This window comes from Streptomyces sp. NBC_00193 (genome assembly GCF_026342735.1).
In the GTDB taxonomy this organism is placed as follows: Bacteria; Actinomycetota; Actinomycetes; order Streptomycetales; family Streptomycetaceae; genus Streptomyces; species Streptomyces stoeckheimensis.
This window is the reverse complement of record NZ_JAPEMM010000001.1, coordinates 658881-685877: the sequence shown is the minus strand read 5'-3', so window position 1 is coordinate 685877 and position 26997 is coordinate 658881. Positions and strand designations below refer to the sequence as shown.

The 26997-nt window shown below is 72.3% G+C and carries 19 protein-coding genes; 15 read left to right on the top strand and 4 right to left on the bottom strand.

Annotation, left to right across the window (positions count from 1 at the left end; all coding sequences use genetic code 11):
* Positions 1 to 1978: 1978 nt before the first annotated feature.
* From OG898_RS02730 to OG898_RS02715, 4 genes are all read left to right on the top strand, one after another.
* Entirely contained in the window at positions 1979 to 3829 is a 1851-nt protein-coding gene (locus OG898_RS02730) for an IucA/IucC family siderophore biosynthesis protein (RefSeq protein WP_266954783.1), read from the top strand.
* A 32-nt stretch (positions 3830 to 3861) separates the two neighbouring features.
* Complete coding sequence (locus tag OG898_RS02725) at positions 3862 to 4563, top strand: GNAT family N-acetyltransferase (RefSeq protein ID WP_266954781.1); 702 nt, start codon at positions 3862 to 3864, stop codon at positions 4561 to 4563.
* A gap of 130 nt (positions 4564 to 4693) precedes the next feature.
* Positions 4694 to 6577: an IucA/IucC family siderophore biosynthesis protein gene (locus OG898_RS02720; RefSeq protein ID WP_266954779.1), complete on the top strand. Its 1884-nt coding sequence runs from the start codon at positions 4694 to 4696 to the stop codon at positions 6575 to 6577.
* 55 nt (positions 6578 to 6632) lie between these two features.
* On the top strand, positions 6633 to 8603 hold the full coding sequence (locus OG898_RS02715) for an ATP-dependent DNA helicase (RefSeq protein ID WP_250748821.1): 1971 nt from the start codon (positions 6633 to 6635) through the stop codon (positions 8601 to 8603).
* An 81-nt stretch (positions 8604 to 8684) separates the two neighbouring features.
* On the opposite strand, the gene lexA is transcribed toward OG898_RS02715, so the two are convergent.
* Complete coding sequence (gene lexA / locus OG898_RS02710; RefSeq protein ID WP_214953278.1) at positions 8685 to 9476, bottom strand: transcriptional repressor LexA; 792 nt, start codon at positions 9474 to 9476, stop codon at positions 8685 to 8687.
* A 477-nt stretch (positions 9477 to 9953) separates the two neighbouring features.
* On the opposite strand from lexA, the gene nrdR reads away from it, so the two are divergent.
* A complete protein-coding gene (gene nrdR / locus OG898_RS02705) occupies positions 9954 to 10463 on the top strand; it encodes a transcriptional regulator NrdR (protein ID WP_250748823.1) in 510 nt (169 codons plus the stop codon).
* Positions 10464 to 10607: 144 nt separating this feature from the next.
* Positions 10608 to 13502, top strand: coding sequence for a vitamin B12-dependent ribonucleotide reductase (locus tag OG898_RS02700; protein WP_250748825.1), 2895 nt, complete (start codon positions 10608 to 10610; stop codon positions 13500 to 13502).
* A 77-nt stretch (positions 13503 to 13579) separates the two neighbouring features.
* Here the strand turns inward: OG898_RS02700 and OG898_RS02695 are convergent, their stop codons facing one another.
* On the bottom strand, positions 13580 to 14539 hold the full coding sequence (locus OG898_RS02695; RefSeq protein WP_266954773.1) for a DUF1152 domain-containing protein: 960 nt from the start codon (positions 14537 to 14539) through the stop codon (positions 13580 to 13582).
* A gap of 69 nt (positions 14540 to 14608) precedes the next feature.
* Between OG898_RS02695 and OG898_RS02690 the strand changes: the two genes are divergently transcribed.
* The 5 genes from OG898_RS02690 to OG898_RS02670 all read left to right on the top strand — a co-directional run bounded on the left by OG898_RS02690 (position 14609) and on the right by OG898_RS02670 (position 19677).
* A complete protein-coding gene (locus tag OG898_RS02690) occupies positions 14609 to 15451 on the top strand; it encodes an arylamine N-acetyltransferase (RefSeq protein WP_266954771.1) in 843 nt (280 codons plus the stop codon).
* A gap of 32 nt (positions 15452 to 15483) precedes the next feature.
* Positions 15484 to 16089: a YdbC family protein gene (locus OG898_RS02685; protein ID WP_250748831.1), complete on the top strand. Its 606-nt coding sequence runs from the start codon at positions 15484 to 15486 to the stop codon at positions 16087 to 16089.
* A 95-nt stretch (positions 16090 to 16184) separates the two neighbouring features.
* Positions 16185 to 16844 (top strand): histidine phosphatase family protein, encoded by a 660-nt coding sequence (locus tag OG898_RS02680; protein ID WP_250748834.1) that lies wholly within the window; start codon positions 16185 to 16187, stop codon positions 16842 to 16844.
* An 11-nt stretch (positions 16845 to 16855) separates the two neighbouring features.
* A complete protein-coding gene (locus OG898_RS02675) occupies positions 16856 to 17770 on the top strand; it encodes an ADP-ribosylglycohydrolase family protein (protein WP_266954769.1) in 915 nt (304 codons plus the stop codon).
* A gap of 185 nt (positions 17771 to 17955) precedes the next feature.
* Positions 17956 to 19677, top strand: coding sequence for a DUF4173 domain-containing protein (locus OG898_RS02670; protein ID WP_266954767.1), 1722 nt, complete (start codon positions 17956 to 17958; stop codon positions 19675 to 19677).
* 78 nt (positions 19678 to 19755) lie between these two features.
* On the opposite strand, the gene OG898_RS02665 is transcribed toward OG898_RS02670, so the two are convergent.
* Positions 19756 to 21309 carry an MFS transporter gene (locus OG898_RS02665; protein ID WP_266954765.1) on the bottom strand — a complete coding sequence of 518 codons (1554 nt, stop codon included), beginning with the start codon at positions 21307 to 21309 and terminating at the stop codon, positions 19756 to 19758.
* A gap of 116 nt (positions 21310 to 21425) precedes the next feature.
* Here OG898_RS02665 and OG898_RS02660 point away from each other — a divergent pair, with 116 nt between their 5' ends.
* The 3 genes from OG898_RS02660 (at position 21426) to OG898_RS02650 (ending at position 23542) form a co-directional block, all read left to right on the top strand.
* Positions 21426 to 22052 (top strand): TetR/AcrR family transcriptional regulator, encoded by a 627-nt coding sequence (locus OG898_RS02660; protein ID WP_250748846.1) that lies wholly within the window; start codon positions 21426 to 21428, stop codon positions 22050 to 22052.
* Positions 22053 to 22175: 123 nt separating this feature from the next.
* Complete coding sequence (locus OG898_RS02655; protein WP_250748849.1) at positions 22176 to 22886, top strand: ribonuclease HII; 711 nt, start codon at positions 22176 to 22178, stop codon at positions 22884 to 22886.
* Between the two features lie 59 nt (positions 22887 to 22945).
* Positions 22946 to 23542, top strand: coding sequence for a hypothetical protein (locus OG898_RS02650; protein WP_250748852.1), 597 nt, complete (start codon positions 22946 to 22948; stop codon positions 23540 to 23542).
* Positions 23543 to 23726: 184 nt separating this feature from the next.
* Here the strand turns inward: OG898_RS02650 and OG898_RS02645 are convergent, their stop codons facing one another.
* The gene (locus tag OG898_RS02645; RefSeq protein ID WP_266954762.1) at positions 23727 to 24359 is read right to left on the bottom strand and encodes a hypothetical protein; all 633 of its coding nucleotides are present in this window, start codon (positions 24357 to 24359) and stop codon (positions 23727 to 23729) included.
* A gap of 362 nt (positions 24360 to 24721) precedes the next feature.
* Between OG898_RS02645 and OG898_RS02640 the strand changes: the two genes are divergently transcribed.
* Positions 24722 to 26872 (top strand): RecQ family ATP-dependent DNA helicase, encoded by a 2151-nt coding sequence (locus OG898_RS02640; RefSeq protein WP_266954760.1) that lies wholly within the window; start codon positions 24722 to 24724, stop codon positions 26870 to 26872.
* Positions 26873 to 26997: the final 125 nt, after the last annotated feature.

The window sequence follows — 26997 nt, the reverse complement described above, 5'->3', positions numbered from 1 at the left end:
GCCCCCGGTGGCTCGGACTGACCCAGCGCCGCCAGCGCCGATGCACGCTGATCCGCTGGTGTCACCGGACTTGCCGTCTGCCCCGGCCCCTCCGCCGCCGGTGACTTCTGATCGGCTGGGTTCGCCGCTCCCTACGACGGCCTCTGCGCCGCACGCCGATCCGCCGCGGTCACCGGTCGCTTCGGCTGACTCCGTTCCTCGGCCGCCGGACCCTTCTCCGGCCCCCGCCGGTCCGTCGGCTGCTTCCGTGCCGCCCACCTCGGCGCCGGAAGATGCGCCACACTCCCTGCCGGCTCCGGCCGAGTTGGTCCCTCCGTCGCCGATCCCCACTGATCCGCCCTCCTCATCGGGTTCGTCGCCCGCTCCCGCGCTGCCGCTGTCGATGCAGGCCGATCCGTCACGGTTCCCCCTTGCTGCGGCTGCGCCGCTGCCGGTGCCCGCCGCGCCATCGGGGATGCCGGCCTGGCCCCCGGGCACGCCACCCGGTGCAGGGTGCGGTCCGGCCCTCTCACCGGACGCCCCGGGCTCTTCCTTCGGCCTCGGGTACGGGCAGACCCCCTCCACGGCTCTCCCCGTCGGCTCCTCGCCCCGGCCGACCCCGGAGGAGGCCGGGTCCGGCTCAACCGCGTCGGCCCCTCCTCCCGGAGAACCGCCCACGACCGGGGCACCCTCACGCGCCGCCCAGGGTGCGGCTGCCGCGGACGGGCACCGGCCCCTGCCGGTTGCGACCGCCACCGCGGGGTTCCAGCCGCCGCCGACTCCCGCCCCGGGGGCCCGGCCCGCCGTCGAGGGCACCCCGGCTCCAGCTCCCGCAGGCCCGGCGATGCCTCCGCCGCCGTCGATCCCGACTCTCGGTTCCGTGCCCATGCCGTCATCGACCCCGCCCCTCGGACCCGTGTCCATGGCGCCCTCGACCCCGATCCTCGGATCCGCGCCGACGCCACTGTCGGGCCCGCCCCCCGGCGCCGGACTGAAGCCGCCTCCGGAGGAACGGCCCTCACCGTCGCTGACGGCCTTCGCCGGGAGCATGCCGACCCGGCTGGGGGAGCCTTCCGGTACCGAGCCCACGGCTCCCGGTCCGAGCCCGGCCTCGGCGGTCCCGGAGGCTCTGGCCGGGCAGCCCCCAGTCAACGAGGCCTCGGCTGTGACGGCTGCTTCGGCGCGACCCACCCCCTCCTTCCCTTCGGACGGCATGCCGGCCCTGGCACCTTCGGCTGCTGCGACCCGACCTGGGGCGCCGGGCAGCGAGCCGCCGCCCGCCACCCCCGCAGGGCAGCCGGCACCCGTTTCGGCGGAACGTTCTCCCCAGCCCGCCGCCGATGCGGTTGTGGCCGGTGGGTCCACGATGCCGCCTACCGCGTGGCCGCCCTTGCTCGCTTCGGCGGGCGGTTCCTCTCGGCCCACCGGCGATGCGGCTGTGGGCGGTGGGTCGACGGCTCCGCCTACCGCGTGGCCGCCGTTGCTTGCTTCGGCGGGCGGTTTCCCGTGGTCCTCCGCCGATGCGGCCGTGTCCGGTGGGTCTTCGGCCGGCGCCGCCGCGTGGCCCGGGGGGACGGCTCTCAGCGGGGCATCGGGAGGTGTGCCTTCGGCCGTGGCTTCGGGGGCGACTTCCGGGGGCGCGGCCGACGCTGGTCCGGCAGGACCGGCTGAGGGGCTGTCGGCCGGGGGCTTCGCGGATGCCCTTGCCGGGTGGCCCGGGGCGGAGGTTTCGGGAGCGGCGACCGGACCCGGTTCCTCGGCCGACCCGACGCCGTCGGGCCCCGGGCGTCCGGGCGAGCTGCCCTCGGGGGGACAGGGCAAGGCCGTGCCCAAGGGGCCTTCCGAGGCGGCCCCTTCGCCCTCGGGTTCCACCGGCGCGCCCGCCGCTGCCCAGGAGGCCGTGGCCCCACGACGCGGCGCAGCCGAAGCGGAAGAGCGGGCCACGGCGTCGGCGCCGCCGGGTGACGGCTCCACCGGTCCTGCCGGTGGGCTTCCGTGCATGCCTGCCGCGGGCATGCCCTGGCCGCCGGCCGAGCCGCAGTCACCGGCCGCGGTGCCACGGCAGAAGGACGGCACCGCCCGACCGCGCGCGGGAGCGGCCGACCCGTTGGACCACCCCGACCCCAGGGTCGCCGCCGAGGCCGCCTCCGTGGAGAACCTGCTGCGCTGCTGGGTCCGCGAGACCGGACTCGAACAGCCCGCCGGGCCCGTCCTGCGCATCCCCCTTCCCGCATCGGGCGCCGCCCTGCTCGTCGCCGTCCGCTACTGGTCCACAGCCGGCTGGCACCGCTTCGGCCCGGCCCGCATCGAAGGCGTCACCGCCGACGCCCCGGCCGTGGACGCGGTCACCCTCGCAGCACTGATCTCCCGTGAAGGCGAAGCCACCCCCGGAAGGGCCCCCGGCGACGGTGCCCCCGGCGGCGCCGACCTCGTCGGCCGGGTCGCCGACTCGGTGCACCGGACCGCCGAGTTCATCACCGACCGCCGCCAACGCCCCGCCGCACCCGACCCCGTCGCCGCGGACCGGTTCCTCACCGCCGAACAGTCGCTCCTCCTCGGCCACCCGCTGCACCCGACCCCGAAGAGCCGCGAAGGGCTCTCCGAAGCCGAAGTCCGCCGCTACTCACCCGAACTGCACGGCTCCTTCCCCCTGCACTGGGTGGCGGTCGCACCCGCCGTCCTCGCCACCGACTCCGCCTGGACCGAACGCGGCCGCCCCGTCTCGGCCGCCCGGCTCCTGGGCCGACTCGCCCCCGGGCTCCCGGTGCCCGACGGCGCCACCCCCCTTCCCCTTCACCCCTGGCAGGCCCGCGACCTGCTCCAGCGCCCCGCGGCCGCCGCCCTCCGCGACGCGGGACTCCTGCACGACCTGGGCCCGTACGGCGCCCCCTGGTATCCGACCTCCTCCATCCGCACCGTCCACCAGCCCGGCGCCCCCGCGATGCTCAAGCTCTCCCTCGGCCTGCGCATCACCAACTCCCGTCGGGAGAACCTCCGCAAGGAACTCCACCGCGGCATCGAGGTGCACCGGCTGCTCCGCACCGGACTCGCCGAGCGGTGGCAGTCCGACCACCCCGGCTTCGACATCGTCCGCGATCCCGCGTGGGTCGCCGTCGACGCCCCGGACGGCGCACCCGTCCCCGGACTCGACGTCATGCTCCGGCACAACCCCTTCCGACCGGGCGACGACGCCCTCTGCATCGCCGCACTCACCGCACCTCGCCCGTGGCCAGGGCGTACCGGCATGAGCTCCCGGCTCGCCGAGACCGTCTCGCAGCTCGCCGCCACGACAGGGCGGACGACCTCCGCCGTCGCCGCCGAGTGGTTTCTGCGGTACCTCGAACACGTCGTCCTGCCGGTTCTCGCCTTCGACGCGCTCGCCGGCATCGCCCTCGAAGCGCACCAACAGAACACGCTGGTGCTCCTCGACCCGGCCGGCTGGCCGGTCGGCGGCCGCTACCGCGACAACCAGGGCTACTACTTCCGCGCATCCCGCCGCGCGGAGCTGGAGCGCCGGCTTCCCGGAATCGGCGCCACGAGCGACACCTTCGTCTCCGACGCAGTCACCGACGAACGCTTCGCCTACTACCTCGGCATCAACAACGTGCTCGGTCTCATCGGGGCCTTCGGATCCCAGCGGCTCGCCGACGAACGCATCCTGCTCGCCGCCTTCCGCCGTTTCCTCGGCAAGGCCAGGGGCCTCGGCCCGCTCCCCGAGAGGCTGCTCGACTCGCCCACCCTGCGCTGCAAGGCGAATCTGCTCACCCGCCTCGGAGGCCTGGACGAGCTCGTCGGCCCCGTCGACACCCAGTCCGTCTACGTCACCATCGCCAACCCCCTTCACGATTGACGCGTCAGCACCGAAACGGAGAAGAGCCCCCGATGCCCTCCACCGACTTCCACACCGGAGTGCTCCTCACCGATGTGGCCCGCACCGATGTGCTCCGCACGGAGGTGTTCCGCACCCCGGCACCGCGTCTCAGCGCCGAGTCGCTGCCCCGGCTCGCCGAAGCCGATCTGCTCGACTCCCCGGCGGCCTGGGGCGGCGTCGCGACGAGGTCCGGCGTCTTCCGCCTCGAACCGGTACGGCTCGACCGTGACCTGGAGCTGCTCACCGGCTGGATGAACGACCCACAGGTGGACGCCTATTGGGAACTGGCCGGCCCGGCCGCCCTCACCGCCGCCCACGTGTGGACGCAGTTGGACGGGGGCAGCCGCAGCATCCCGTGCCTCGGCCTCCTCGACGGCACGCCGATGAGCTACTGGGAGATCTACCGGGCCGACCTCGACCCGCTCTCCGCGTACTACCCGGCGCGCCCCCACGACACGGGTATCCACCTGCTCATCGGAGACGGCGCGAACCGCGGCCGAGGTCTGGGCACCGCGCTCCTGCGCGCCGTCGCCGACCTGGTGCTCGACAACCGCCCCCGCTGCATGCGCGTCATCGCCGAACCGGACATCCGCAACACCCCCTCCGTATCAGCCTTCCTGAACTCCGGCTTCCGCTGCCCCGCCGAGATCGAACTGCCCGGCAAGCGAGCCGCCCTGATGATCCGCGAACGGGCGCTGCGCAATCTCCTCTGAGCGCCGCCCCGCCCGCCTCACCCCCGCAGTCCCCGCCATCCCGCAGTTCTCGTATACCCCTTCACTTCCCGCACATCTCAGCTCTAAAACTCTGCGCCACACAGCAAAGTTCCCGATCTTGAGGAGTCCCGTGCAGAACTTCCCCGCAGCCCCCGACTCCCCAGGCCCCCACTTCCCGGACACCGTGCCCCCGTCGCCCCAGCACCCGTGCACGCCGCCCGAACTGAACCGTCCGACCTGGGATTTCGCCGCCCGGCGCCTGCTCGCCAAGATGCTCGGCGAGTTCGCGTACGAGGAGATCATCACCCCGGTCCCCGCCCCGGCCGCCTCCGGCGACGCCTGGACGCTCACCCTCGACGACGGCAGCATCCTCGGCTTCCGGGCCCGCCGCCGCTCGTACGGCAGCTGGCACGTCACCCCCGACACGATCACCCTCACCCCGCAGCCCGCGCCCTCCGGGTCACCGGCCGCCTCCGGGTCACCGACCGCCTTCGGGGACCCGTACGCCTTCCTCATCCGCGCGCGCACCCTCCTCGGACTCGACGGCGCCACCCTCGGCCACCTCGTGCGCGAGCTCAGCGCCACGCTCGCGGCCGACGCCCGAATCGACCACACCGCGCTCACCGCGGACGTCCTCGCCGACCTCGACTACGCGGCCCTCGAAGGCCACCAGACCGGCCACCCCTGGCTCGTCCTCAACAAGGGGCGGATCGGACTCTCCGCCTCCGACACCGCCGCCTGGGCGCCCGAAGCCCGCACCGCCCAGCGCCTGCCCTGGCTCGCCGCCCACACCTCCCTCGCGCACTACCGGGGCACCGCCGGCCTGGAGGACCCCGCCCGCCTCTACTCGGCCGAGCTCGACCCGGTCACCCGCGCCCTCTTCGACCGGACCCTGCGCGACCGCGGCCTCGACCCGCTCGGCTACCTCTACCTCCCGGTCCACCCCTGGCAGTGGGACGAGGTCCTCCTGCCCCTCTTCGCCCCGGCCCTCGCCGCCGGCACCCTGGTCCCGCTCCCCGCCGACCCCGACCTCCGCCTTCCCCAGCAGTCGATCCGCACCTTCCTCAACCTCACCCGCCCCGACCGCCACAGCGTCAAACTGCCGCTCTCCGTCCTCAACACCATGGTCTGGCGCGGCCTGCCCTCGGACCTGGCCCTCGCGGCGCCCGCCGTCACCGCCTGGATCCACTCCCTGCGCGACGGCGACCCCTTCCTTCGCGAGGAATGCGGAGTGATCCTGCTCGGAGAGGTCGCCTCCGTCACGGTCCGCCACCCCGTCTACGACGCGCTCCCCGAAGTCCCGTACCAGTACAAGGAGCTCCTCGGCGCGATCTGGCGCGAACCGCTGACCGGGCACCTCGCCCCCGGCGAGCGGGCCCGCACCCTCGCCTCGCTCCTGCACACCGATCCGCGCGGCCGGTCCTTCACCGCCGAGCTCGTCGCCCGTTCCGGTCTGACGCCCACGGTCTGGCTCCAGCGGCTGTTCGCCGCCCTGCTGCCGCCCCTGCTCCGCTTCCTCTACCGCTACGGCACCGTCTTCTCCCCGCACGGGGAGAACACCGTCGTGATCTTCGACGAGCACGACGTCCCGGTCCGGCTCGCGGTCAAGGACTTCGTGGACGACGTCAACATCAGCGCCGAACCGCTGCCCGAGCTGGCGACCATGCCCGAAGAGGTCCGGGCGGTCCTGCTCACCGAGCCCGCGGACTTCCTGCCCCAGTTCATCCACTCGGGGCTCTTCGTCGGTGTCTTCCGCTACCTCTCCGCCCTCTGCGAGGACCGGCTCGGGGTCCCGGAGGACACGTTCTGGTCCCTCGTGCGGGCGGAGATCCTGCGCCACCAGGCCCGTTTCCCGGAGCTCAAGGAGCGCTACGAGCTCTTCGACCTGCTCGGCGAACGCATCGTGCGGCTCTGCCTGAACAGGAACCGTCTCTACGAGGACGGCTACCGCGACCGGCCCGACCGCCCGCACGCCGTGCGCTACGGCACCGTGCCGAACCCCCTCCACCGGTGATGACCGCTCGCCGGTGCGGCCACTGTCGGCGGAGCCCCGTAGGGTTGGCACTGCTATGACGAAGCCCTCCCTCCCCGACCTGCTGCACGCCGCCGTCTCCGCCGTCGGCGGCACGGAGCGCCCCGGCCAGGTGGCCATGGCCGAAGCCGTCGCCGAAGCGATCGACGACAGTTCCCACCGCCTCATCCAGGCCGGTACCGGCACCGGTAAGTCCCTGGGCTACCTGGTGCCGGCCCTCGCGCACGGCGAGCGCGTGGTCGTGGCCACGGCGACGCTGGCCCTCCAGCGCCAGCTCGTCGAGCGCGACCTGCCCCGGACGGTGGAGGCGCTGCATCCGCAGCTCCGCCGCCGCCCGCAGTTCGCCATGCTCAAGGGCCGCTCCAACTACCTGTGCCTGCACCGTCTGCACGAGGGCGCCCCGCAGGACGAGGAGGAGGGCCTCTTCGACCAGTTCGAGGCGGCCACCCCGACCAGCAAGCTCGGCCAGGACCTGCTGCGGCTGCGCGACTGGGCGGACGAGACCGAGACGGGCGATCGCGACGACCTCACCCCGGGCGTCTCCGACAAGGCCTGGGCGCAGATCTCCGTCTCCTCCCGCGAATGCCTGGGCGCGACGAAGTGCGCGTACGGCGCCGAGTGCTTCGCGGAGGCCGCCCGCGAGCGGGCCAAGCTCGCGGACGTGGTCGTCACCAACCACGCGCTCCTCGCCATCGACGCCATCGAGGGTGCCCCGGTGCTCCCGCAGCACGAGGTGCTGATCGTCGACGAGGCCCACGAGCTGGTGTCCCGGGTGACCGGGGTCGCCACGGGCGAGCTCACCCCGGGTCAGGTCAACCGCGCCGTGAAGCGTGCGGCGAAGCTGGTCGACGAGAAGACCGCCGACTCCCTGCAGACCGCGTCCGAGACCTTCGAGCGGGTCATGGAGCTGGCTCTTCCCGGCCGGCTGGAGGAGATCCCCGAGGACCTCGGCTACGCGCTGATGGCCCTGCGGGACGCCTCGCGCAGCGTGATCTCGGCGATCGGCAACACGCGGGACAAGTCGGTCCACGACGAGGACGCCGTCCGCAAGCAGGCGCTCGCAGCGGTGGAGAGCGTCCACGGGGTGGCCGAGCGGATCACGGCCGGCTCCGAGTACGACGTGGTCTGGTACGAACGCCACGACCGCTTCGGCGCCACCCTCCGGGTGGCTCCGCTGTCGGTGTCCGGCCTGCTGCGCGAGAAGCTGTTCGCGGACCGCTCGGTGGTCCTGACCTCCGCGACCCTCAAGCTCGGCGGCGACTTCAACGGGGTCGCGGCGTCCATGGGCCTGTCCCCGGAGGGCGTCGAGGGCGAGGACGTGCCGCAGTGGAAGGGCCTCGACGTCGGCTCGCCCTTCGACTACCCCAAGCAGGGCATCCTCTACGTCGCCAAGCACCTGGCCACCCCCGGCCGCGAGGGCACCCGCGGCGACATGATGGACGAGCTCGCGGAGCTGATCGAGGCGGCGGGCGGCCGCACCCTCGGACTGTTCTCCTCCATGCGCGGGGCGAAGGCCGCCGCCGAGGAGCTGCGCGGCCGGCTCGACAACCCGATCCTGCTCCAGGGCGAGGAGACCCTCGGCGAGCTGATCAAGGCCTTCGCCGCCGACCCGAAGACCTGCCTGTTCGGGACCCTGTCGCTGTGGCAGGGCGTGGACGTGCCGGGGCCCAGCTGTCAGTTGGTGATCATGGACAGGATCCCGTTCCCGCGTCCCGACGACCCGCTCATGAGCGCCCGGCAGAAGGCGGTCGAGGAGCGCGGCGGGAACGGCTTCATGTCCGTCGCGGCAACGCACGCGGCACTGCTCATGGCCCAGGGCGCGGGCCGGCTCGTCCGGGCCACCGGGGACAAGGGCGTCGTGGCGGTCCTGGACCCCCGGCTGGCCACGGCCCGCTACGGGAGCTTCCTGCGGGCCACGCTGCCGGACTTCTGGTACACCACGGACCGCAACCAGGTCCGCCGCTCGCTCGCCGCGATCGACACAGCGGCGAAGGCCGAGGACAAGTAGGCCGAGGCCGGTGGCCTGGAAACACGAAGCAGCTCCGGGACCGGCGCAGTAGGTCCCGGAGCTGGATGAGGGCGCGGGGCGTCAGACCCGGCGCAGTACCGCCACGACCTTGCCGAGGATGGTGGCCTCGTCGCCGGGGATCGGCTGGTAGGCGGCGTTGTGCGGGAGCAGCCAGACATGGCCGTCCTCGCGCTTGAAACGCTTGACCGTGGCCTCACCGTCCAGCATGGCGGCGACGATGTCGCCGTTCTCCGCGACGGGCTGGCGGCGGACCGTGACCCAGTCGCCGTCACAGATGGCGGCCTCGATCATCGAGTCGCCGACGACCTTGAGGCAGAACAGCTCTCCGTCACCCACGAGCTGGCGGGGGAGGGGGAACACGTCCTCCACCGACTCCTCGGCCAGGATCGGGCCACCGGCCGCGATCCGGCCGACCAGGGGCACGTACGAGGCCGCGGGCTTGCCCGTGGTGTCCGTGGGCTGCGAGCTGGGCTGGTCGGAGCCGCGCACCTCGTACGCCCGGGGGCGGTGGGGGTCGCGGCGCAGGAAGCCCTTACGCTCCAGGGCCATCAGCTGGTGCGCGACCGACGAGGTGCTGGACAGGCCGACCGCCTGGCCGATCTCCCGCATCGACGGCGGGTACCCGCGCCGCTGCACCGAGTCGCGAATGACCTCGATGACCCTCCGCTGCCGGTCCGTGAGCCCGGAGCTGTCGGCGCGGATGCCTGGAGGTCGCCCTGGCAGCGAGCGTGCGGGGCGTACGGGCTCCGCCTCCGGGTTCAGACTTGCGTCATTCATGGCATGCACCGGCTCGAGTCGGCTCTGGGAGCGGTTCTGGGCAGTGATGGTGGCACTGTCTGCGGTGGTGGTCACGTCGGCCCCTCTCGAAATGTTCTCCCTAGCTGGACAACGGTAGTAGCTTTCGAAAGGTTGCGCCAAACACACGTTCGAGTGAAAAATCGGAGATCACCCACCGTGGTCACTTCGTGAGGTGTATGGACCGCCGACGGGCCATCCGGACCGAACGGGGGTTCGGCTGCGGAGCCACTGCTTACGGTACCCTTCCGGGTCGGGTCGCCACCGTCCGGGTCTGCGCCCAGTGTGGCATCGCAGGGCCTGTTATCCGGCCATCGGACGCCGCGACACGCGGAGCGGTGTAAATCCACCACAACCCAAGATCTAGTGGTTGGATGAGCGCTGCCACCCAGAAGTTGTGGTCCTCGGTCTGCTGGGGCCCTCGACATCGCATATGCTTGTGGCTGCTTCGAGAGCCTCCTGCAGAGCTTCGACTCTGCCGTTCAGGGGTCTCACGAGGTGATTCAGTCGTGCCAAGAGGAGGGTGAGGGAACCATGCACTGCCCCTTCTGCAGGCACCCCGACAGCCGTGTCGTCGACAGTCGCACCACCGACGACGGCACGTCGATCCGCCGGCGCCGCCAGTGCCCCGACTGCTCCCGTCGCTTCACGACGGTGGAGACGGCCTCGCTGATGGTGATCAAGCGCAGCGGGGTGACCGAACCCTTCAGCCGTACCAAGGTCATCTCCGGCGTCCGCAAGGCGTGTCAGGGGCGGCCGGTCACCGAGGACGCCCTCGCCAAACTCGGCCAGCGGGTCGAGGAGGCGCTGCGCGCCACCGGGAGCGCCGAGCTGACCACCCACGACGTGGGTCTGGCCATACTCGGCCCGTTGCAGGACCTCGATCTGGTCGCTTACCTCCGGTTCGCGTCCGTTTACAAGGCGTTCGACACACTCGAAGACTTCGAGACCGCCATCGCGGAACTCCGCGTGCCGCGGCCTCACGAAGAGTGCGAGCCCGGTGGGACCGCTCCGGTCCCCGTGCCCGCCTCCGCCGCCGACTGACCGGAGGGTCCGTTCCGCGCCGTACGTGCGTCGTGGAACGGCCGGTGGGTCTGGCGAAGAAGACGTAGATACAAGACACACAGCACCGTGCCGCGGAATAGCGCTGGCACTTTAGGGCGTTTTGCCCGCATTGGGAGGAACGGCATGACAGAGACGGCGAGCAGCTCGGCACGAGGTTCCCGCGCCAAGGGCACCAAGACTGCCAAGAGCGGCCTGCGTATCGAGCGCATCCACACCACCCCGGGCGTGCACCCGTACGACGAGGTGACCTGGGCGCGCCGCGACGTCGTCATGACCAACTGGCGCGACGGCTCGGTCAACTTCGAGCAGTACGGCGTCGAGTTCCCCGACTTCTGGTCGGTGAACGCGGTCAACATCGTCACCAGCAAGTACTTCCGCGGCGCGGTCGGCACCCCGCAGCGTGAGACCGGTCTGAAGCAGCTCATCGACCGGATCGTGAAGACGTACACGAAGGCCGGCGAGGACTTCGACTACTTCACGTCGCCCGCCGACGCGGAGATCTTCGAGCACGAGCTGACCTACGCGCTCCTGCACCAGATCTTCAGCTTCAACTCGCCGGTGTGGTTCAACGTCGGCACGCCGCAGCCGCAGCAGGTCTCCGCCTGCTTCATCCTGGCCGTCGACGACTCCATGGAGTCGATCCTCGACTGGTACAAGGAAGAGGGCATGATCTTCAAGGGCGGCTCCGGCGCCGGCCTGAACCTCTCCCGCATCCGCTCCTCCAAGGAGCTCCTCTCCTCCGGCGGCAACGCCTCCGGCCCGGTCTCCTTCATGCGCGGCGCCGACGCGTCCGCCGGAACGATCAAGTCGGGCGGCGCCACCCGCCGCGCGGCCAAGATGGTCGTCCTGGACGTGGACCACCCGGACGTCGAGGACTTCATCGCGACCAAGGTGAAGGAAGAGGAGAAGATCCGCGCCCTGCGCGACGCGGGCTTCGACATGGACCTGGGCGGCGACGACATCACGTCCGTCCAGTACCAGAACGCCAACAACTCCGTCCGCGTGAACGACGAGTTCATGACGGCCGTCGAGAACGGCACCGAGTTCGGGCTGCGTGCCCGCATGACCGGCGAGGTCATCGAGACGGTCGACGCCAAGTCGCTCTTCCGCAAGCTCGCCGAGGCCGCGTGGGCCTGTGCCGACCCGGGCATCCAGTACGACGGTGTGATCAACAACTGGCACACCTGCCCCGAGTCCGGCCGCATCACCGCGTCCAACCCGTGCAGCGAGTACATGCACCTGGACAACACGTCCTGCAACCTCGCCTCGCTGAACCTGATGAAGTTCCTCGACGACGACGGCAAGGGCAACCAGTCCTTCGACGCCGAGCGCTTCTCCAAGGTCGTCGAGCTGGTCATCACCGCGATGGACATCTCCATCTGCTTCGCGGACTTCCCGACGCAGAAGATCGGCGAGAACACCCGCGCCTTCCGCCAGCTGGGCATCGGCTACGCCAACCTCGGCGCCCTGCTGATGGCCACCGGCCACGCGTACGACTCCGACGGCGGCCGCACCCTCGCCGCGTCGATCACCTCGCTGATGACCGGTACCGCGTACAAGCGCTCCGCCGAGCTGGCCGCGATCGTCGGCCCGTACGACGGCTACGCCCGCAACGCCGAGTCGCACAAGCGCGTCATGAAGCAGCACGCCGACGCCAACGCCGTCGCGCCGCGCACCGAGGACCTGGACAACGTCATCTGGGCCGCGGCCACCGAGGCCTGGCAGGACGTGATCCGCCTCGGCGAGAAGAACGGCTTCCGCAACTCGCAGGCCTCCGTCCTCGCGCCGACCGGCACCATCGGTCTCGCGATGTCCTGCGACACCACCGGTGTCGAGCCGGACCTGGCCCTGGTCAAGTTCAAGAAGCTCGTCGGCGGCGGCTCGATGCAGATCGTCAACGGCACCGTTCCGCAGGCCCTGCGCCGCATGGGCTACCAGGAAGAGCAGATCGAGGCGATCGTCGCCCACATCGCCGAGCACGGCGTGGTCGTCGACGCCCCGGGCCTGAAGCAGGAGCACTACTCGGTCTTCGACTGCGCGATGGGCGAGCGTTCCATCTCCGCGATGGGCCACGTGCGCATGATGGCCGCGATCCAGCCCTGGATCTCCGGCGCGATCTCGAAGACGGTCAACATGCCGGAGACGGCGACCGTCGAGGAGATCGAGGAGATCTACTTCGAGGCGTGGAAGCTGGGCGTCAAGGCGCTCGCGATCTACCGCGACAACTGCAAGGTCGGCCAGCCCCTCTCCGCGAAGAAGAAGGAAGAGGAGAAGGAGGAGGTCACCGCCAAGGCGGAGGACACCATCCGGACGGCCGTCGAGAAGGTCATCGAGTACCGCCCGGTCCGCAAGCGCCTCCCGAAGGGCCGCCCGGGGATCACCACCTCCTTCACGGTCGGTGGCGCCGAGGGCTACATGACCGCGAACTCCTACCCGGACGACGGTCTCGGCGAGGTCTTCCTGAAGATGTCCAAGCAGGGTTCGACCCTCGCGGGCATGATGGACGCCTTCTCGATCGCCGTCTCGGTCGGTCTGCAGTACGGCGTCCCGCTGGAGACGTACGTCGCGAAGTTCACGAACATGCGCTTCGAGCCGGCCGGCATGACGGACGACCCGGACGTGCGGATGGCGCAGTCGATCGTCGACTACATCTTCCGTCGCGTGGCGCTCGACTTCCTGCCCTTCGAGACCCGCTCGGCCCTCGGCATCCACTCCGCCGAGGAGCGTCAGCGCCACCTGGACACCGGTTCCTACGAGCCCCTCGACGAGGAGCTCGACACGGAGTCCCTGACCCAGGCGGCCCCGCTCGCCGCGGTCCAGACCGTCCCGGCCGCCAAGCCGGTCGCGATCGTCCCGGCCCCGGCCACCAAGACGGCGCACTCCAACGCCGAACTGGTCGAGATGCAGCTCGGCGTCTCCGCCGACGCCCCGCTGTGCTTCTCCTGCGGTACGAAGATGCAGCGCGCCGGCTCCTGCTACATCTGCGAGGGCTGCGGCTCCACCAGCGGCTGCAGCTGACGAGCACGAACGCTGCTGCTGAGTAGCTGAAGAAGCGGGGACCGGCCCAGGGCCGGTCCCCGCTTCCGTGTCTGCGTTCAGTGGGGGAAGGACCGTGCCGGGCGGGTGATCACTTCCTCGCGGAAGACCTCGATCTCCGAGGCGACCTGGCGCATCAGGTGGGTGTTCTCGATCCGGTCCAGGTAGAGGCAGCGGGCGGCCAGGCCGGTCAGCTCGAAGGCGAAGCACAGGGACATCAGCGGGTTCACGAACAGCTCGCTGCCCCGGGTGCGCGAGGTGAACCGGACGTCCCCGAAGGAACCCCGGACGGCCGCCGCGATCGAGCCGTGCACGATGCTCGGGTGGTCCGGGGTGTGGTCCTGCGCATGGGCCACGGCATCGAGGTACAGGGCGCCCTCGCGGGTGTTGCGCGAGATCGAGAACGCCCCGAGATAGGCCCCGTCCCGCTCCAGGGCCGCGATGTTCTCCAGCACGAGCGAGTGGCTGATCCCGTGGTACGCGTCCACCCCGAAGCCGACCGACACGACGAGCCGCTCGGGTACGTCGTCCAGCGCGGCCAGCGCCGCCACGCTGGTCAGGTCCTCCTCGGGGGTGCCGAGCCCCGCTTCGTCACCCCGCATGAGGATGTCGGTGCCCCCGTCGACCAGGACCACCGCGTCGATGCCGTGCAGGTCGATCAGTGCCCGGTAGGCGGCCCGCAGCGGCTGTACGCCGACCGGTTGGAAGGCGTACACCGTGGACGGGTAGCGGTGCAGCTCCAGCCACTGGGCCAGGGTCCGTTCGGGGAAGTAGGTCTGGTGCGGCGCGGAACCGGGGGTGACGGCGACGACGTCCGGGGCGGCCCAGTCGTCGGTCGGGAGGCCGGCGAGCGCGCTGAAGGAGAGGTTCGCGAGGTGGACCTCCTTGCCCTGGTGAAGGAGGGAGAGGGCGATCGGGAGGCCGGCGTAGACGTCGAAACCGCCTCCGGCCCCGGCGACGAGGATCCGCTCGGCCGAAGCCAGGCGGGTGAACAGCGGGTTGGTGTGGAAGGCGGGCATGGTCATCATTGTGCGGGGGCGGCCCGTCGGGCCGCCCCCGAATATCGAGGTTCGGAGAGCGGGGGAGTCATGGGGGACACGGGCACGGTGTGGGGCGGCGACGAGCTGGATCTCGACGCCTATCTGGAGCGGATCGGCTGGGAGGGCGGGGAACTCCGCGCCGACCTGGCGACGTTGAAGTCAGTGCACCGGGCGCACACCGGTGCGATCACCTTCGAGAGCCTGGACGTGCTGTTCGGCCGCCCCGTCGGGCTGGACGTCAAGGAGGTCGAGGGCAAGCTCGTGCACGGCCGCCGTGGCGGGTACTGCTACGAGCAGAACACCCTGCTGGCCGCCGCCCTGGAGCGGATCGGCTTCGAGGTCTCGGGACGCGGCGCCCGCAACCGCTCCCGGGGGGACGCCCTGACCGCGGTGACGCACGCCGTGCTCGTCGTCACCGTAGAAGGGGAACCGTGGCTCTGCGACGCCGGGTTCGGGTGGCAGGGGCCGCGCGAGCCCGTGCCGCTGGCGCGCCCCGGCGCCGAAGTGCGCCAGGGGGAGTGGGTGTTCCGCGTCCGGGAGGAAGCGGACGGGGTCCTCGTGCTGTGCGTGCCGCGCGAGGGCGCCTGGCGGGACCTGTACGCCTTCTCCCCGCAGCCCTACCACCCCGTCGACTACGTGGTGCTGAACCACTACAGCTCCTCGCACCCCCGCTCCGCCTTCGTCGGCCGGGTCGTCGTCCAGCGCCAGGGCGACTCCGAGCGCCTGGCCCTCGTGGGGCGGGAGCTCTCGCGGCTGCTCCCCGACGGGCGGACCGAGCGGCGGGAGGTGGCGGCCGGAGAGCTGCTCGCCCTGCTCGGGCGGGAGTTCGGGCTTCGGCTGTCCGAGCGGGACGAGGCGGAACTCCTTCGGATGTACCGCGCCGAGGACTGACCCGGGCCCCGCCGGGCCCGTACGATGGCGCAGTGCTGGTCAAGTGGATTCGCTGCACGGTGACGGACCGACGCGGGTTCGAGCGCGGGCAGCGCAAATGGGCGGGGCTGCCCGGCGAACCCGGGTTCCGGGGGCAGGGCGGCGGCTGGAGTCGGGGCCGGCAGGGGGTGGCGCACGTCTTCACCTTCTGGGAGAGCCGTTCCTTCTACGACTCCTTCATGGCCCGCTCCCACGACCGGCTGGCCGCTTCGCAGAACGGCACCTACACCGACGCGCGGGTCACGCTCTTCGACCACCGCTTCGACGTGAAGACCGGCTTCGAACCGCGCTTCACCGACGCCGACGTGGTCCGGGTCGCCCACACCCGGGTGCGGGAAGGCCGCGTGGACCATTTCGCGCTCATGCAGGAGAAGGTCTGGAACCCGGCCATGGCGGGCTCGCCCGGCATGGTCCGGGGCCTCTTCGGCGAGGCTCCCGGACGCGAGTTCCTGGTGCTGTCGATGTGGCACGCGGCGGCCGAACACGGCAAGTACCGGCAGGAGCGCGTCGAACGGCTGTCGCTGCGCGCCCAGATCCAGGCCGATGTGGAGGCCCTCACCGGGGACGTCGTGGACCTCGAACCGTCCTGGACGGTGTGATCGGGGGTGTCTGACGACCCGACTGTATGGTCGGCGACCGTCTCGACCGGCGAGCCCGGTCGATGTGCCCGGCGGTGGCCGAATAGGGTCGTGGGATGGTTCGACCACGGCGCATCGTCCTTGTCCGACACGGGGAATCGGAGGGCAATGCCGATGACACGGTGTACGAGCGGGAGCCCGACCACGCCCTCCGGCTGACCCGCACCGGGCGCGAGCAGGCGGCGGAGGCCGGCGTGCGCCTGCGCGAGCTGTTCGGGGACGAGCACGTCAGCGCGTACGTCTCCCCGTACCGGCGGACCCTGCAGACCTTCCGCGAGCTGCGCCTGGACCCGACGCGCGTCCGCATGCGCGAGGAGCCGAGGCTGCGCGAGCAGGACTGGGGGAACTGGCAGGAGCGGGAGGACGTACGGCTGCAGAAGGCCTACCGGGACGCGTACGGGCACTTCTTCTACCGCTTCGCGCAGGGGGAGTCGGGCGCGGACGTGTACGACCGGGTGGGGGCCTTCCTGGAGAGCCTCTACCGCAGCTTCGAGGCCCCGGACCATCCGGAGAACGTGCTGCTCGTGACGCACGGCCTGACGATGAGGCTGTTCTGCATGCGCTGGTTCCACTGGTCCGTCGCCGAGTTCGAGGCCCTCTCCAACCCGGGGAACGGCGAGTACCGGGTGCTCCTGCTCGGCTCCGACGGGCGGTACCGGATGGACCGCCCGTTTGAGCGGTGGACCACACCCGAGCCCTACGACCTGGACGGCTAGAGTGACGCGCGATGACCTCTGACTCCTCTCCCGAAGGGCGCTACGCACGCGCCATGGCCAGCCTCCGAGGGCTGGCCCTGGGCGACGCACTGGGTTCCCAGTACTTCGTCCCCGTGAACTACCCGCTGCTCAAGCGGCGCGAGCTGCCCGCCGGCAGCGATCCGTGGCAGTGGACCGACGACACCGAGATGGCCTGCTCGGTGGTGGCCGTGCTCGCCGGGCACGGCCGGGTGGACCAGGACGCGCTGGCCGCCTCCTTTGCTCGGCACCACGACTTCGACCGCGGCTACGGGCCCGCCGTGAACCGGATGCTGCGCCTGATCCGCGAGGGCGCGGACTGGCGCACGCTCGCCGCGGAACTGTTCAACGGGCAGGGCTCCTGGGGCAACGGCGCGGCCATGCGGGTCGCCCCGCTGGGGGCCTGGTACGCCGACGACCCGGAACAGGCCACCCACCAGGCGGAGATCTCCGCCTACACCACCCACCAGCACCGCGAAGCGGTGTGCGGCGCGATGGCCGTGGCCGCCGCGGCCGCGCTGGCGGCCGATCCGGCCGGGCCGCCGAAGGCCGCGGACCTGCTGGACGGGGTGATCGCACTGGTTCCGCGGAGCGCGGTGGGCGCCGGGGTGCGGCGGGCGCGCGACATGCTCGACTACGGCGACGCGACCACCGTCGCCGCCGTACTGGGCTGCGGCCGGCGCACCAGCGCCCACGACACGGTGCCGTTCGCCCTGTGGTCGGCGGCGCGGGGCCTGGACGACTACGAGCGGGCCTTCTGGACCACCGCCCAGGTGGGCGGGGACGTGGACACCACCTGCGCGATCGTCGGCGGAGTGCTGGGCGCACGCGGGGACTCGGTGCTGCCGCAGGCCTGGCTGGCCCGGACCGAGGCGCTGCCGGCCTGGCTGCCGGAGGCGGCGGAGTAGGAGCAGGGCAGTAGGGCGGGGTGGCGCGGTGGCGGCGGTCCGTGCCGGTTCGTACCCCTTCGTTTGTCACGGTCCTGCCACAGGCATCTTTTGAGCCTGTTCAAAACTGCATCTGACCGGCCTACCCTGTCGGCTTCGCCTCCCCCGCCCGAAGGCCGGGGAGGCCGACAGGGGAGGGGAACCCGATGTCAGCAGGGAACACCGGCGCGTCGAACGACGAGACGGCGGACGCGGGGTCAGCGGGCGCGCGGGCCGCGGGCACAGGGGCCGCAGCCGCGGGGGCCGCAGCCGCGGGGGCCGCCGCAGGGTCAGCACCGGCCGCGCCCGCACCACCCGCGCCGCCCGGCTGGGATCCCAAGGCCTGGCAGGCCCACCAGGTGCGCAAGGAGCGGGCCGCCTCCGGCGCCTGGTCGATCGCCCCGCTCGCCTGGGCCGAGGCCGCGCGCCCGGCCGCCGTGGGACCGGTACCGGCCGTCGTGCTGGGCGCCGTGCTCGCCTCCGGCCTCACCGCCTCCCTGCTGCTCGGCGACGGGCTCGGCCCGGGTCTGCTCCTCGCGGTCCTGCCGGCGCTCGTCGCCGCCTACGCGGCCGCCCGTGCGGCCGGCCGCACGCTGCGTCCGTGGACAGCGCTCTGGGCGCTCGGCTGTCTCGCGCTGCTCGCGGTGCCCGCCCTGCGCGCCTCCGCCTGGCCGACCGTGACGGCCCTGTTCGCGGCCCTCCTGACGGGCGCACTGGCCCTGCACGGCAGCCGCAGATGGCCCGGCATCCTGCTCGGCCCGGTCGGTCTCCTGGACTCGGCCGTCCTCGGGGTGCGCTGGGTCTGGAGCGGCCTGCGCTCGCGCGGCGAAGGGCGCCGGGAGCGCTGGCTGCCGGTGGCGAAGGCCGTCGTGGTGGCCGTGGTCCTGCTGGCGCTGTTCGGCGCCCTGTTCGCCTCCGCCGACGCCGCGTTCGCCGACCTGCTGAGCGGGCTGACCCCCGACGTCAGCGGCATGGGCGGCCCGGTGCGCTTCCTGCTCTTCGCGGTGGGTCTCCTCGTCGCGATCGCCGTCGCCCGCGCCGCCGCCGCTCCCTCCCGCTGGGACCGGATCGAGGTGCGCCCGGGGAAGGCGCGCTCACGGGTGGAGTGGGCCCTTCCGCTCATCGTGCTGAACCTGCTCTTCGCCGCCTTCAACGCCGTCCAGCTCACCGTCCTCTTCGGCGGCTACCGCAAGGTCCTGGAGGCCACCGGCCTCACCTACGCCGCGTACGCGCGCCAGGGCTTCTGGCAGCTGCTCTGGGCCACCCTGCTCACCCTCGCCGTCATCGCGCTCGCCCTGCGCTGGGCCCCGCGCGACGGAGCCGGCGACCGGCGGCTGGTGCGCGTCGTGCTCGGCACGCTCGGCGTGCTCACCCTCGTGGTCGTCGCCTCGGCGCTCCGCCGCATGGACCTGTACGTGGACGCGTACGGGCTGACCAGGCTGCGCCTGTCGGTGGCCGGTGTGGAGCTGTGGCTCGGGCTGGTCATCGTACTGATCATGGTCGGCGGGCTGTTCGGCGCGCGCTGGCTGCCCCGCGCGGTCGCGGGGAGCGCCGTGGCGGCCGTACTGGCCTTCGGGCTGATGTCCCCGGACGGGGTGATCGCGGAGGGCAACGTCACGCGGTACGAACAGGACGGCAAGATCGACCTGGCCTACTTCCAGTCGCTGTCGGCGGACGCGGTACCCGCCCTGGACCGGCTGCCCGAGCCCCAGCGCTCCTGCGCCCTGCGCGGGATCGCCAGGGAGCTGGCGGCGGCGGGCCGGACCCCCTGGTACGCGACGAGCCTGGGGGAGCGCCGGGCCCGGGAGATCCTGAGCGAGCGCGGGGTGAGCGCCTCGTACGAGCAGTGCAAGGGCCTGGGAACCTTCGGCAGCCGGGTCGATTACTAGGCCGAAGGCGCCGGCCCGGGCCGGCGCGGGCCGGCGCGGAAGCTTCCCGCGCCGGGCCCTTCGTACGGGACTGCACGCTCAGGCGGCCGGACCGGCCTTCGCGGAGGCTCCGTTCAGGGCCTCCAGGTCGCTCGCGCGCACACGGATCACCAGCAGTGCGGTGAGGAGCGCGATCCCCGCCATCACCACGGCGGCGATGAATGCGGTGGCGATGCCCCGGGTGAGGACGAGGTCCCCCCAGGGGTCGGGCAGCCGGCCGGTCTGCAGGAACGCCTCCAGCTGTCCCGGGTCGGCGTGCGCCTGGAAGTCCGGGACCTGTCGGGCGGCCTCGTCGCGGCCGGCGGTGCCGAAGACGGTGACCAGGATGGACAGTCCGAGCGAGCCGCCGACCTGCTGGCTCGCGTTGAGCAGTCCGGAGGCCGCGCCCGCTTCCTGCGGGGCCACTCCGGAGACGGCGGTGAGGGTGAGGGTGACGAAGTTGAGGCCCATGCCGAAGCCGAACAGCAGCATCGGGCCCAGCACCCCGGAGAGGTAGGAGCTGTCGGTCTCGATGAAGGACAGCCAGGCCAGACCGGCGCCGGTGAGGGCGGATCCGGTGACCATGAACGGCTTGGGGCCGAAACGCGGCAGCAGGCGCTGCGAGAGCCCGGCGGCGATGATGATGGCGGCCGTGATGGGCAGGAAGCCGATGCCGGACCTGATCGGGGAGAAGCCCAGCACGTTCTGCACGAACTGGACGATGAAGAAGAACATGCCGAACATCGCGGCGGCGAGGCTGAGCATGATCACGTAGGTGCCGGTGCGGTTGCGCGCGGCGAACATGCGCAGCGGGATGATCGGATCGGCGGCCCGGGACTCGACGAGCACGAAGGCCGCCAGGAGCAGCACGGCCACGCCGAAGGAGCCGATGGTCACGCCGTCGCGCCAGCCGTCCTGGGACGCGCGGATGAACCCGTAGACGAGCGCGGTCATGCCGCCGGTGGAGGTGAGCGCCCCGGCGATGTCGAAGCGGCCCGGATGGCGCTCGGACTCGTTGATGTAGAGCGGGGTCAGGAAGGCGATCAGCAGCCCGATCGGCACGTTGACGAAGAAGACCCAGCGCCAGTCGAGCCATTCGGTGAGCATGCCGCCAGCCAGCAGGCCGATCGCGCCGCCGCCCGCGGAGACGGCTGCGAACACGCCGAAGGCACGGTTGCGTGCGGGCCCCTCGGCGAAGGTCGTGGTGATCAGGGCCAGGGAGGTCGGCGAGGCGATGGCCCCGCCGACGCCCTGGAGGGCTCGGGCGGCGAGCAACTGCCAGGACTCCTCGGCGAATCCGCCGAGCAAGGAGGCCAGGGTGAAGAGCAGGATGCCGGTCAGGAAGACGCGGCGGCGGCCCAGGATGTCGCCGGCCCGGCCGCCGAGCAGCAGCAGGCCGCCGAAGGCGAGCGTGTAGGCGCTGATCACCCAGGACAGGTCGGTGGTGGAGATGGCCAGGTCGGTCTGGATGTGCGGGAGTGCGATGTTCACGATCGTCGCGTCGAGGACGACCATGAGCTGGCAGGCGGCGATGACGGTGAGCGCCACTCCCGGGCGCCCCCCTCGGCGGGCCGCGGTCGGTATCCGGAGTGTGGAGAGCTGAGGAGTTGTCACTGTGGGTCCCCCCAAGTGAAATAGTGAACGCAATCGTTCACGGCGGTTCCACGGTAGGGAGACAGCCTTAGTGAACGCAAGCGTTCACTAAGGCTGAAAATGTGTGCGACGTACGCATGAGCCGGTCGGAGGTAACGGGAGTGGTGGGTTCACGCCGGCCGGCGGCGGCCCCGGGGCGCAGGCGCGGACCCGAACTCGAACGGGCGATTCTCGACGCCGTGTTGGAGCAGCTGAGCACCGACGGCTGGAACGCCCTGACGATGGAGGGCGTCGCCTCGGGAGCGCAGACGGGCAAGGCCGCGCTGTACCGCCGCTGGCCCTCGAAGGCGGACCTGGTGGCCGAGGCGCTGCGGACGCGGCTGCCCCCGCTCGGGCGGATTCCGGACCTGGGGTCGGCGCGCGAGGACCTGTACGCGGTGTGCGTGCGGATGCGGGACGTCATGCGGTCGCGGGCCGGGCAGGCACTGAGGACGGTGCTTCACGAGTGCGATCACATCCATGCGGAACGGTTCCGCGACCTGGTCCGGGCCGGGCTGTACGAACCGGCGCACGGGCTGATCGGCGAGCTGGTGCACCGTGGGATCGCCCGGGGGGACGTCCGGCCGGACGCGACCGGTCCGCTGCTCGTCGAGGTCATCCCGGCGCTGATGATGTATCGCGCGAAGGTGTGCGGGAGCGAATGGGCGGACGCGGAAATCGCCGAGATGATCGACGGGGTGATGGTGCCGCTGCTCAGGGGGTGAGACGGGGCGGGGTGGGTGGCGCGGCGCCGAGGTGGCCGGGGCGTGGCCGGGAGGGGGCGGCGGCGCGGCGGGGAGGGGGCGGGGTGTGCAGGCGGCCCGGGGCGGCGTAACCTTGCTGGCGCCATGCCGTACGAAGCACCCACTCACACCGTCGAACGCTCCCTCCGAGCGACCACCGGCGCCAAGGTCATCGCCGGGGTCGACGAAGTCGGACGAGGGGCCTGGGCCGGTCCCGTCACCGTCTGCGCGGCGATCACCGGCCTGCGCCGGCCGCCCGCGGGACTCACCGACTCCAAACTGCTCACCGCCAAGCGCCGTGACGCGCTCGTCGGGGTCCTGGAGGACTGGGTCACGGCCTACGCCCTGGGTCACTCGTCCCCCGAGGAGATCGACGAGCTCGGGATGACCGCCGCCCTGCGCCTCGCCGCGGTGCGCGCCCTGGAGGCGCTGCCCGTGCGGCCCGACGCGGTGATACTCGACGGCAAGCACGACTACCTCGGTGCGCCCTGGCAGGTCAGGACGGTGATCAAGGGCGACCAGTCCTGCGTCGCCGTCGCCGCGGCCTCGGTGATCGCCAAGGTCCGGCGCGACCGGATGATGGCCGAGATCGGCGAACAGGGTGGCGGAATCGAGGATTTCGCCTTCGCCGCCAACGCCGGATATCCCTCGCCCGTGCACCGGGCGGCACTGGAGGAGCAGGGGCCGACCGCGTACCACCGGCTCTCCTGGTCCTACCTCGACGCGCTGCCCCGCTGGAGCCACCTCAAGAAGGTGCGCCGCAGCGAGGAATCGATGGAGCTGGAAAACGGAGGCCAACTCGGCTTCGATTTCTGATCGCACGCACGTGCCACCAACCGGTACGTTTCGCACCGGTGTTTGATAGATGTCAGCTCATGCCTCTCACCCCCGCCCCCGAGGAGCCTCAGATTCACGAGAGTGCCCAGGGTCCCCGCGTCACGCCGGCCGCGAGCCGCAGCGCGCAGACCCCCCGCCCCGTACCCGGTCCGCGTCCCGCCCCCAGGCCCGCGCCGCCCGCGCCGCGGAAACCGCAGGCCACCCCCGTTCCCGTAGCCGCCACCGCACCTTCGGTCTCCGCGGCCGTCCCGCAGATCCAGCTGATCCCGGCATCCGCCGAGGGCGCGCTGGACGCGGCCGAAGAGGCCGTGGACCTGCTGCTCGACACCGGGCGGGCGCCCGGTGACATCCTGGTGCTCACCACCGGCGACCCGCACCCGTGGGCCGCGCACGAGCTGTCCTTCGGCGAGGCCGCGTACTGGGCCCTGCACGATGCCGGGGACGACGTCTTCTACGCGGACGCGGCGCAGGTGAAGCGCGCCGCCGGCCGTCCCGTCGTGGTCTTCGCGGCCAACGGCGGACCCGTCGAGGCGGCCGCCGGAGCGCTGCCGGTCGCGCTCGCGCGAGCCGGTGCGCTCCTGATCGTGTGCGGCGAGCCGCAGCAGATCAACTCCGTGCTGGGCGCGGGCGTCTGACGCACCGTACTCCCGCACGGTCGAGGGGCGGGGCGGGCCGATGGCCGGCCCTGCCGAAGTCCGAGGCCTGACCAGCCGTACGCCCGTTCCGGGTGTACGGCCGTTGGTCGTTCCCGGGCACCCGGCCCTGCGTGCTCCGTGCGTCCGTCCGATAGGGCCGGGCTGCGCATGCGGAGGTACGGGCTCAGCGTGCGGCGGTGCGGCGCAGGGCCTCCGTGGCTCCGCCGCCGCTGCGCAGGGAGATCTGGCCGAACCCGGACGGCGCATCGCCGCCGAGGGGCTCGGGCCGGGACTCCGAGCTGGGACTCCGGCCGCCGCGGCCTTCGCCCAGCACCTGCCAGCCGCCCCGGGTCAGGGTGATGTACGCGCCGCAGCGCAGCCCGTGCAGGGTGCAGGCGTCCCGCAGTCCCCACATCCAGGCCCCGTCCTCCTCGGTCCAGCGCTCGTCGCCGTCGCGGCAGAACAGCAGCACGGCGGTCCGTACCGGGGTACGGCGCCGCAGGTCGTGCGGAATGACCCGGCGCAGCCGGGAGAGCAGGGCGTTGCGGTACTCCCAGCCGTCGGCCGCGGTGGAACGCTGCACGAAGGAGGCGCTGGCCACGAGCCGCTCCTCGGGCCCGAGGACGGCGATCACCGCCGTGGACGGACCGGGGCTGTGCCGTGAATGCAGTCCGCTGACGACCTCGCGCGGATTGCGCAGCAGGGGGACGCCCGACGCCGTCCACTCGGAAGGTTCCAGCAGTCTGCCGTGCCGGCTGGCGCGGCCGGTGGCCATGGTCAGGGACGTGGTCGAGGGCGGGGCGAATCCGAAGGTCACGGTCCTCCCTTCGGGTACACGCCCGCGTACGGGCACAGCTGGAGTGCGGGCGCGCCGCGGCACGGCTCAGGAGAGCGCCGTCGAGCCGAGCGGGAGCAACACAATTCTCGCGTGGCCCGTGAGCATGCGGCAACGAGCAATTGGAGCCGCCGACCGGAATTCGCCGGTATGCCGTTCATATCCTTGCCCCGCCGCGCCGAAGATGACTCATTCGGTCCGGGCCGGACCGCGGGCACCAGGGGAAACACCTCCACGGCGGCCCGTCCGGCACAGCGGTCGCGCGGCGAGGCGGACGGGTGGTGGGCCGCACGTCACGCTGGGTGAATTGGCCGATTGTCCTAGGCATCGGGTTGCATGGGGGCATGGACAACCTGGAGCTCCGCGCTGAAGCCGATGCCATCCTCGCTGAGCTGGTCGGTGCCCCGGGGGGCTCGGCGCGGCTGCGGGAGGACCAGTGGCAGGCGGTGTCGGCCCTGGTGGAGGAGCGACGACGGGCCCTGGTGGTGCAGCGCACGGGGTGGGGCAAGTCGGCCGTGTACTTCGTGGCGACGGCTCTGCTGCGCCGTCGCGGCGCCGGCCCGACGGTGATCATCTCGCCGCTCCTGGCGCTGATGCGCAACCAGGTCGATGCCGCGGCACGGGCCGGGATCCGGGCACGGACGATCAACTCGGCCAACCCGGAGGAGTGGGAGACGATCTACGGGGAGGTCGAGCGGGGCGAGACCGACGTCCTCCTCGTGAGTCCGGAGCGCCTCAACTCGGTGGACTTCCGTGAGCAGGTGCTGCCCAAGCTCGCGGCCACGACCGGCCTGCTGGTGGTCGACGAGGCCCACTGCATCTCCGACTGGGGCCACGACTTCCGCCCCGACTACCGCCGGCTGCGCACCATGCTCGCCGAGCTCGCCCCCGGCGTGCCCGTGCTCGCCACCACCGCGACGGCCAACGCACGGGTCACGGCGGACGTGGCCGAGCAGCTGGGCACGGGAGGCGGGGGCGCACTGGTCCTGCGCGGCCCGCTCGACCGCGAGAGCCTGCGGCTGGGCGTGCTGGAGCTGCCGAACGCGGCGCACCGGCTGGCGTGGCTGGGGGAGCGGCTGGGGGACCTGCCGGGCTCGGGGATCATCTACACGCTGACGGTGGCGGCCGCCGAGGAGGTCGCGGCGTTCCTGCGGCAGCGCGGGTATCCGGTGGCCTCCTACACGGGGAAGACCGAGAACGCCGACCGGCTGCAGGCCGAGGAGGACCTGCTCGCGAACCGGGTGAAGGCGCTGGTGGCGACCTCGGCGCTGGGCATGGGCTTCGACAAGCCGGACCTCGGGTTCGTGGTGCACCTGGGCTCTCCCTCGTCCCCGATCGCCTACTACCAGCAGGTGGGGCGTGCGGGGCGCGGCGTGGACCACGCCGACGTGCTGCTGCTGCCGGGGCGGGAGGACGAGGCGATCTGGGCGTACTTCGCTTCGGTCGGCTTCCCTCCCGAGGCGCAGGTCCGGCGGACCCTGGACGTGCTGGAGCAGGCGGGCCGCCCCTTGTCGCTGCCGGCGCTGGAGCCGTTGGTGGATCTTCGGCGGTCGCGGCTGGAGACGATGCTCAAGGTCCTGGACGTGGACGGCGCGGTCAAGCGCGTGAAGGGCGGCTGGGCCTCCACCGGGCAGCCGTGGGCCTACGACGCACAGCGGTACGAGTGGGTGGCCCGGCAGCGGCAGGCCGAGCAGCAGGCCATGCGGGACTACGTGTCGACCACGGGGTGCCGGATGGAGTTCCTCCAGCGGCAGCTCGACGACGAGAAGGCGACCCCCTGCGGCCGCTGCGACTCCTGCGCCGGGCCCTGGCTCGACCCCGCGGTGTCCCACGGCGCCCTCGACGCGGCGACCGGCGAGCTGGACCGACCGGGGGTCGAGGTCGAGCCCCGCCGCATGTGGCCCTCGGGCATGCCCGCGGTCGGCGTCGACCTCAAGGGCCGCATCCCCGTGGGCCAGCAGGCGGCCACGGGGCGTGCGCTGGGCCGGCTGTCGGACATCGGCTGGGGCAACCGGCTGCGCCCGCTCCTGTCGGAGCAGGCCGCGGACGGCACGGTTCCGGACGACGTGCTGGCGGCCGTGGTGACGGTGGTGGCCGACTGGGCCCGTTCGCCGGGCGGCTGGGCCGGTGGCGCGATGGCCCGGCCCGTGGGAATCGTGGCCATGCCCTCCCGCTCCCGCCCGCAGCTGGTGGGCTCGCTCGCCGAGGGCCTGGCCCGGGTCGGCCGGCTCCCGCTGCTGGGCAGCCTCGCCTACACCCCGCAGGCCGGCGAGTACGGTGCGCACCGCAGCAACTCCGCCCAGCGGCTGCGCGCCCTGGCCGCCTCGTTCGCCGTCCCCGAGGAGCTCGCCGCCGCCCTGGCCGCCACCCCCGGACCGGTCCTGCTCGTCGACGACTACGCCGACTCCGGCTGGACCCTGGCCGTGGGCGCACGCCTCCTGCGCCAGAACGGGGCCGACATGGTGCTCCCCCTGACCCTTGCCCTGGCGGGCTGAGAGACCCCGGCGCCCGGGGCACTCGTACCCCATTCAGGGGGTAGTCCGTGGCAACCGTTCGCCAAGTCAAGACCGGACCCGGCTTCGTAAGATCCTCGGAGGAGGGTTGAGCCTCCTTTGCCGAA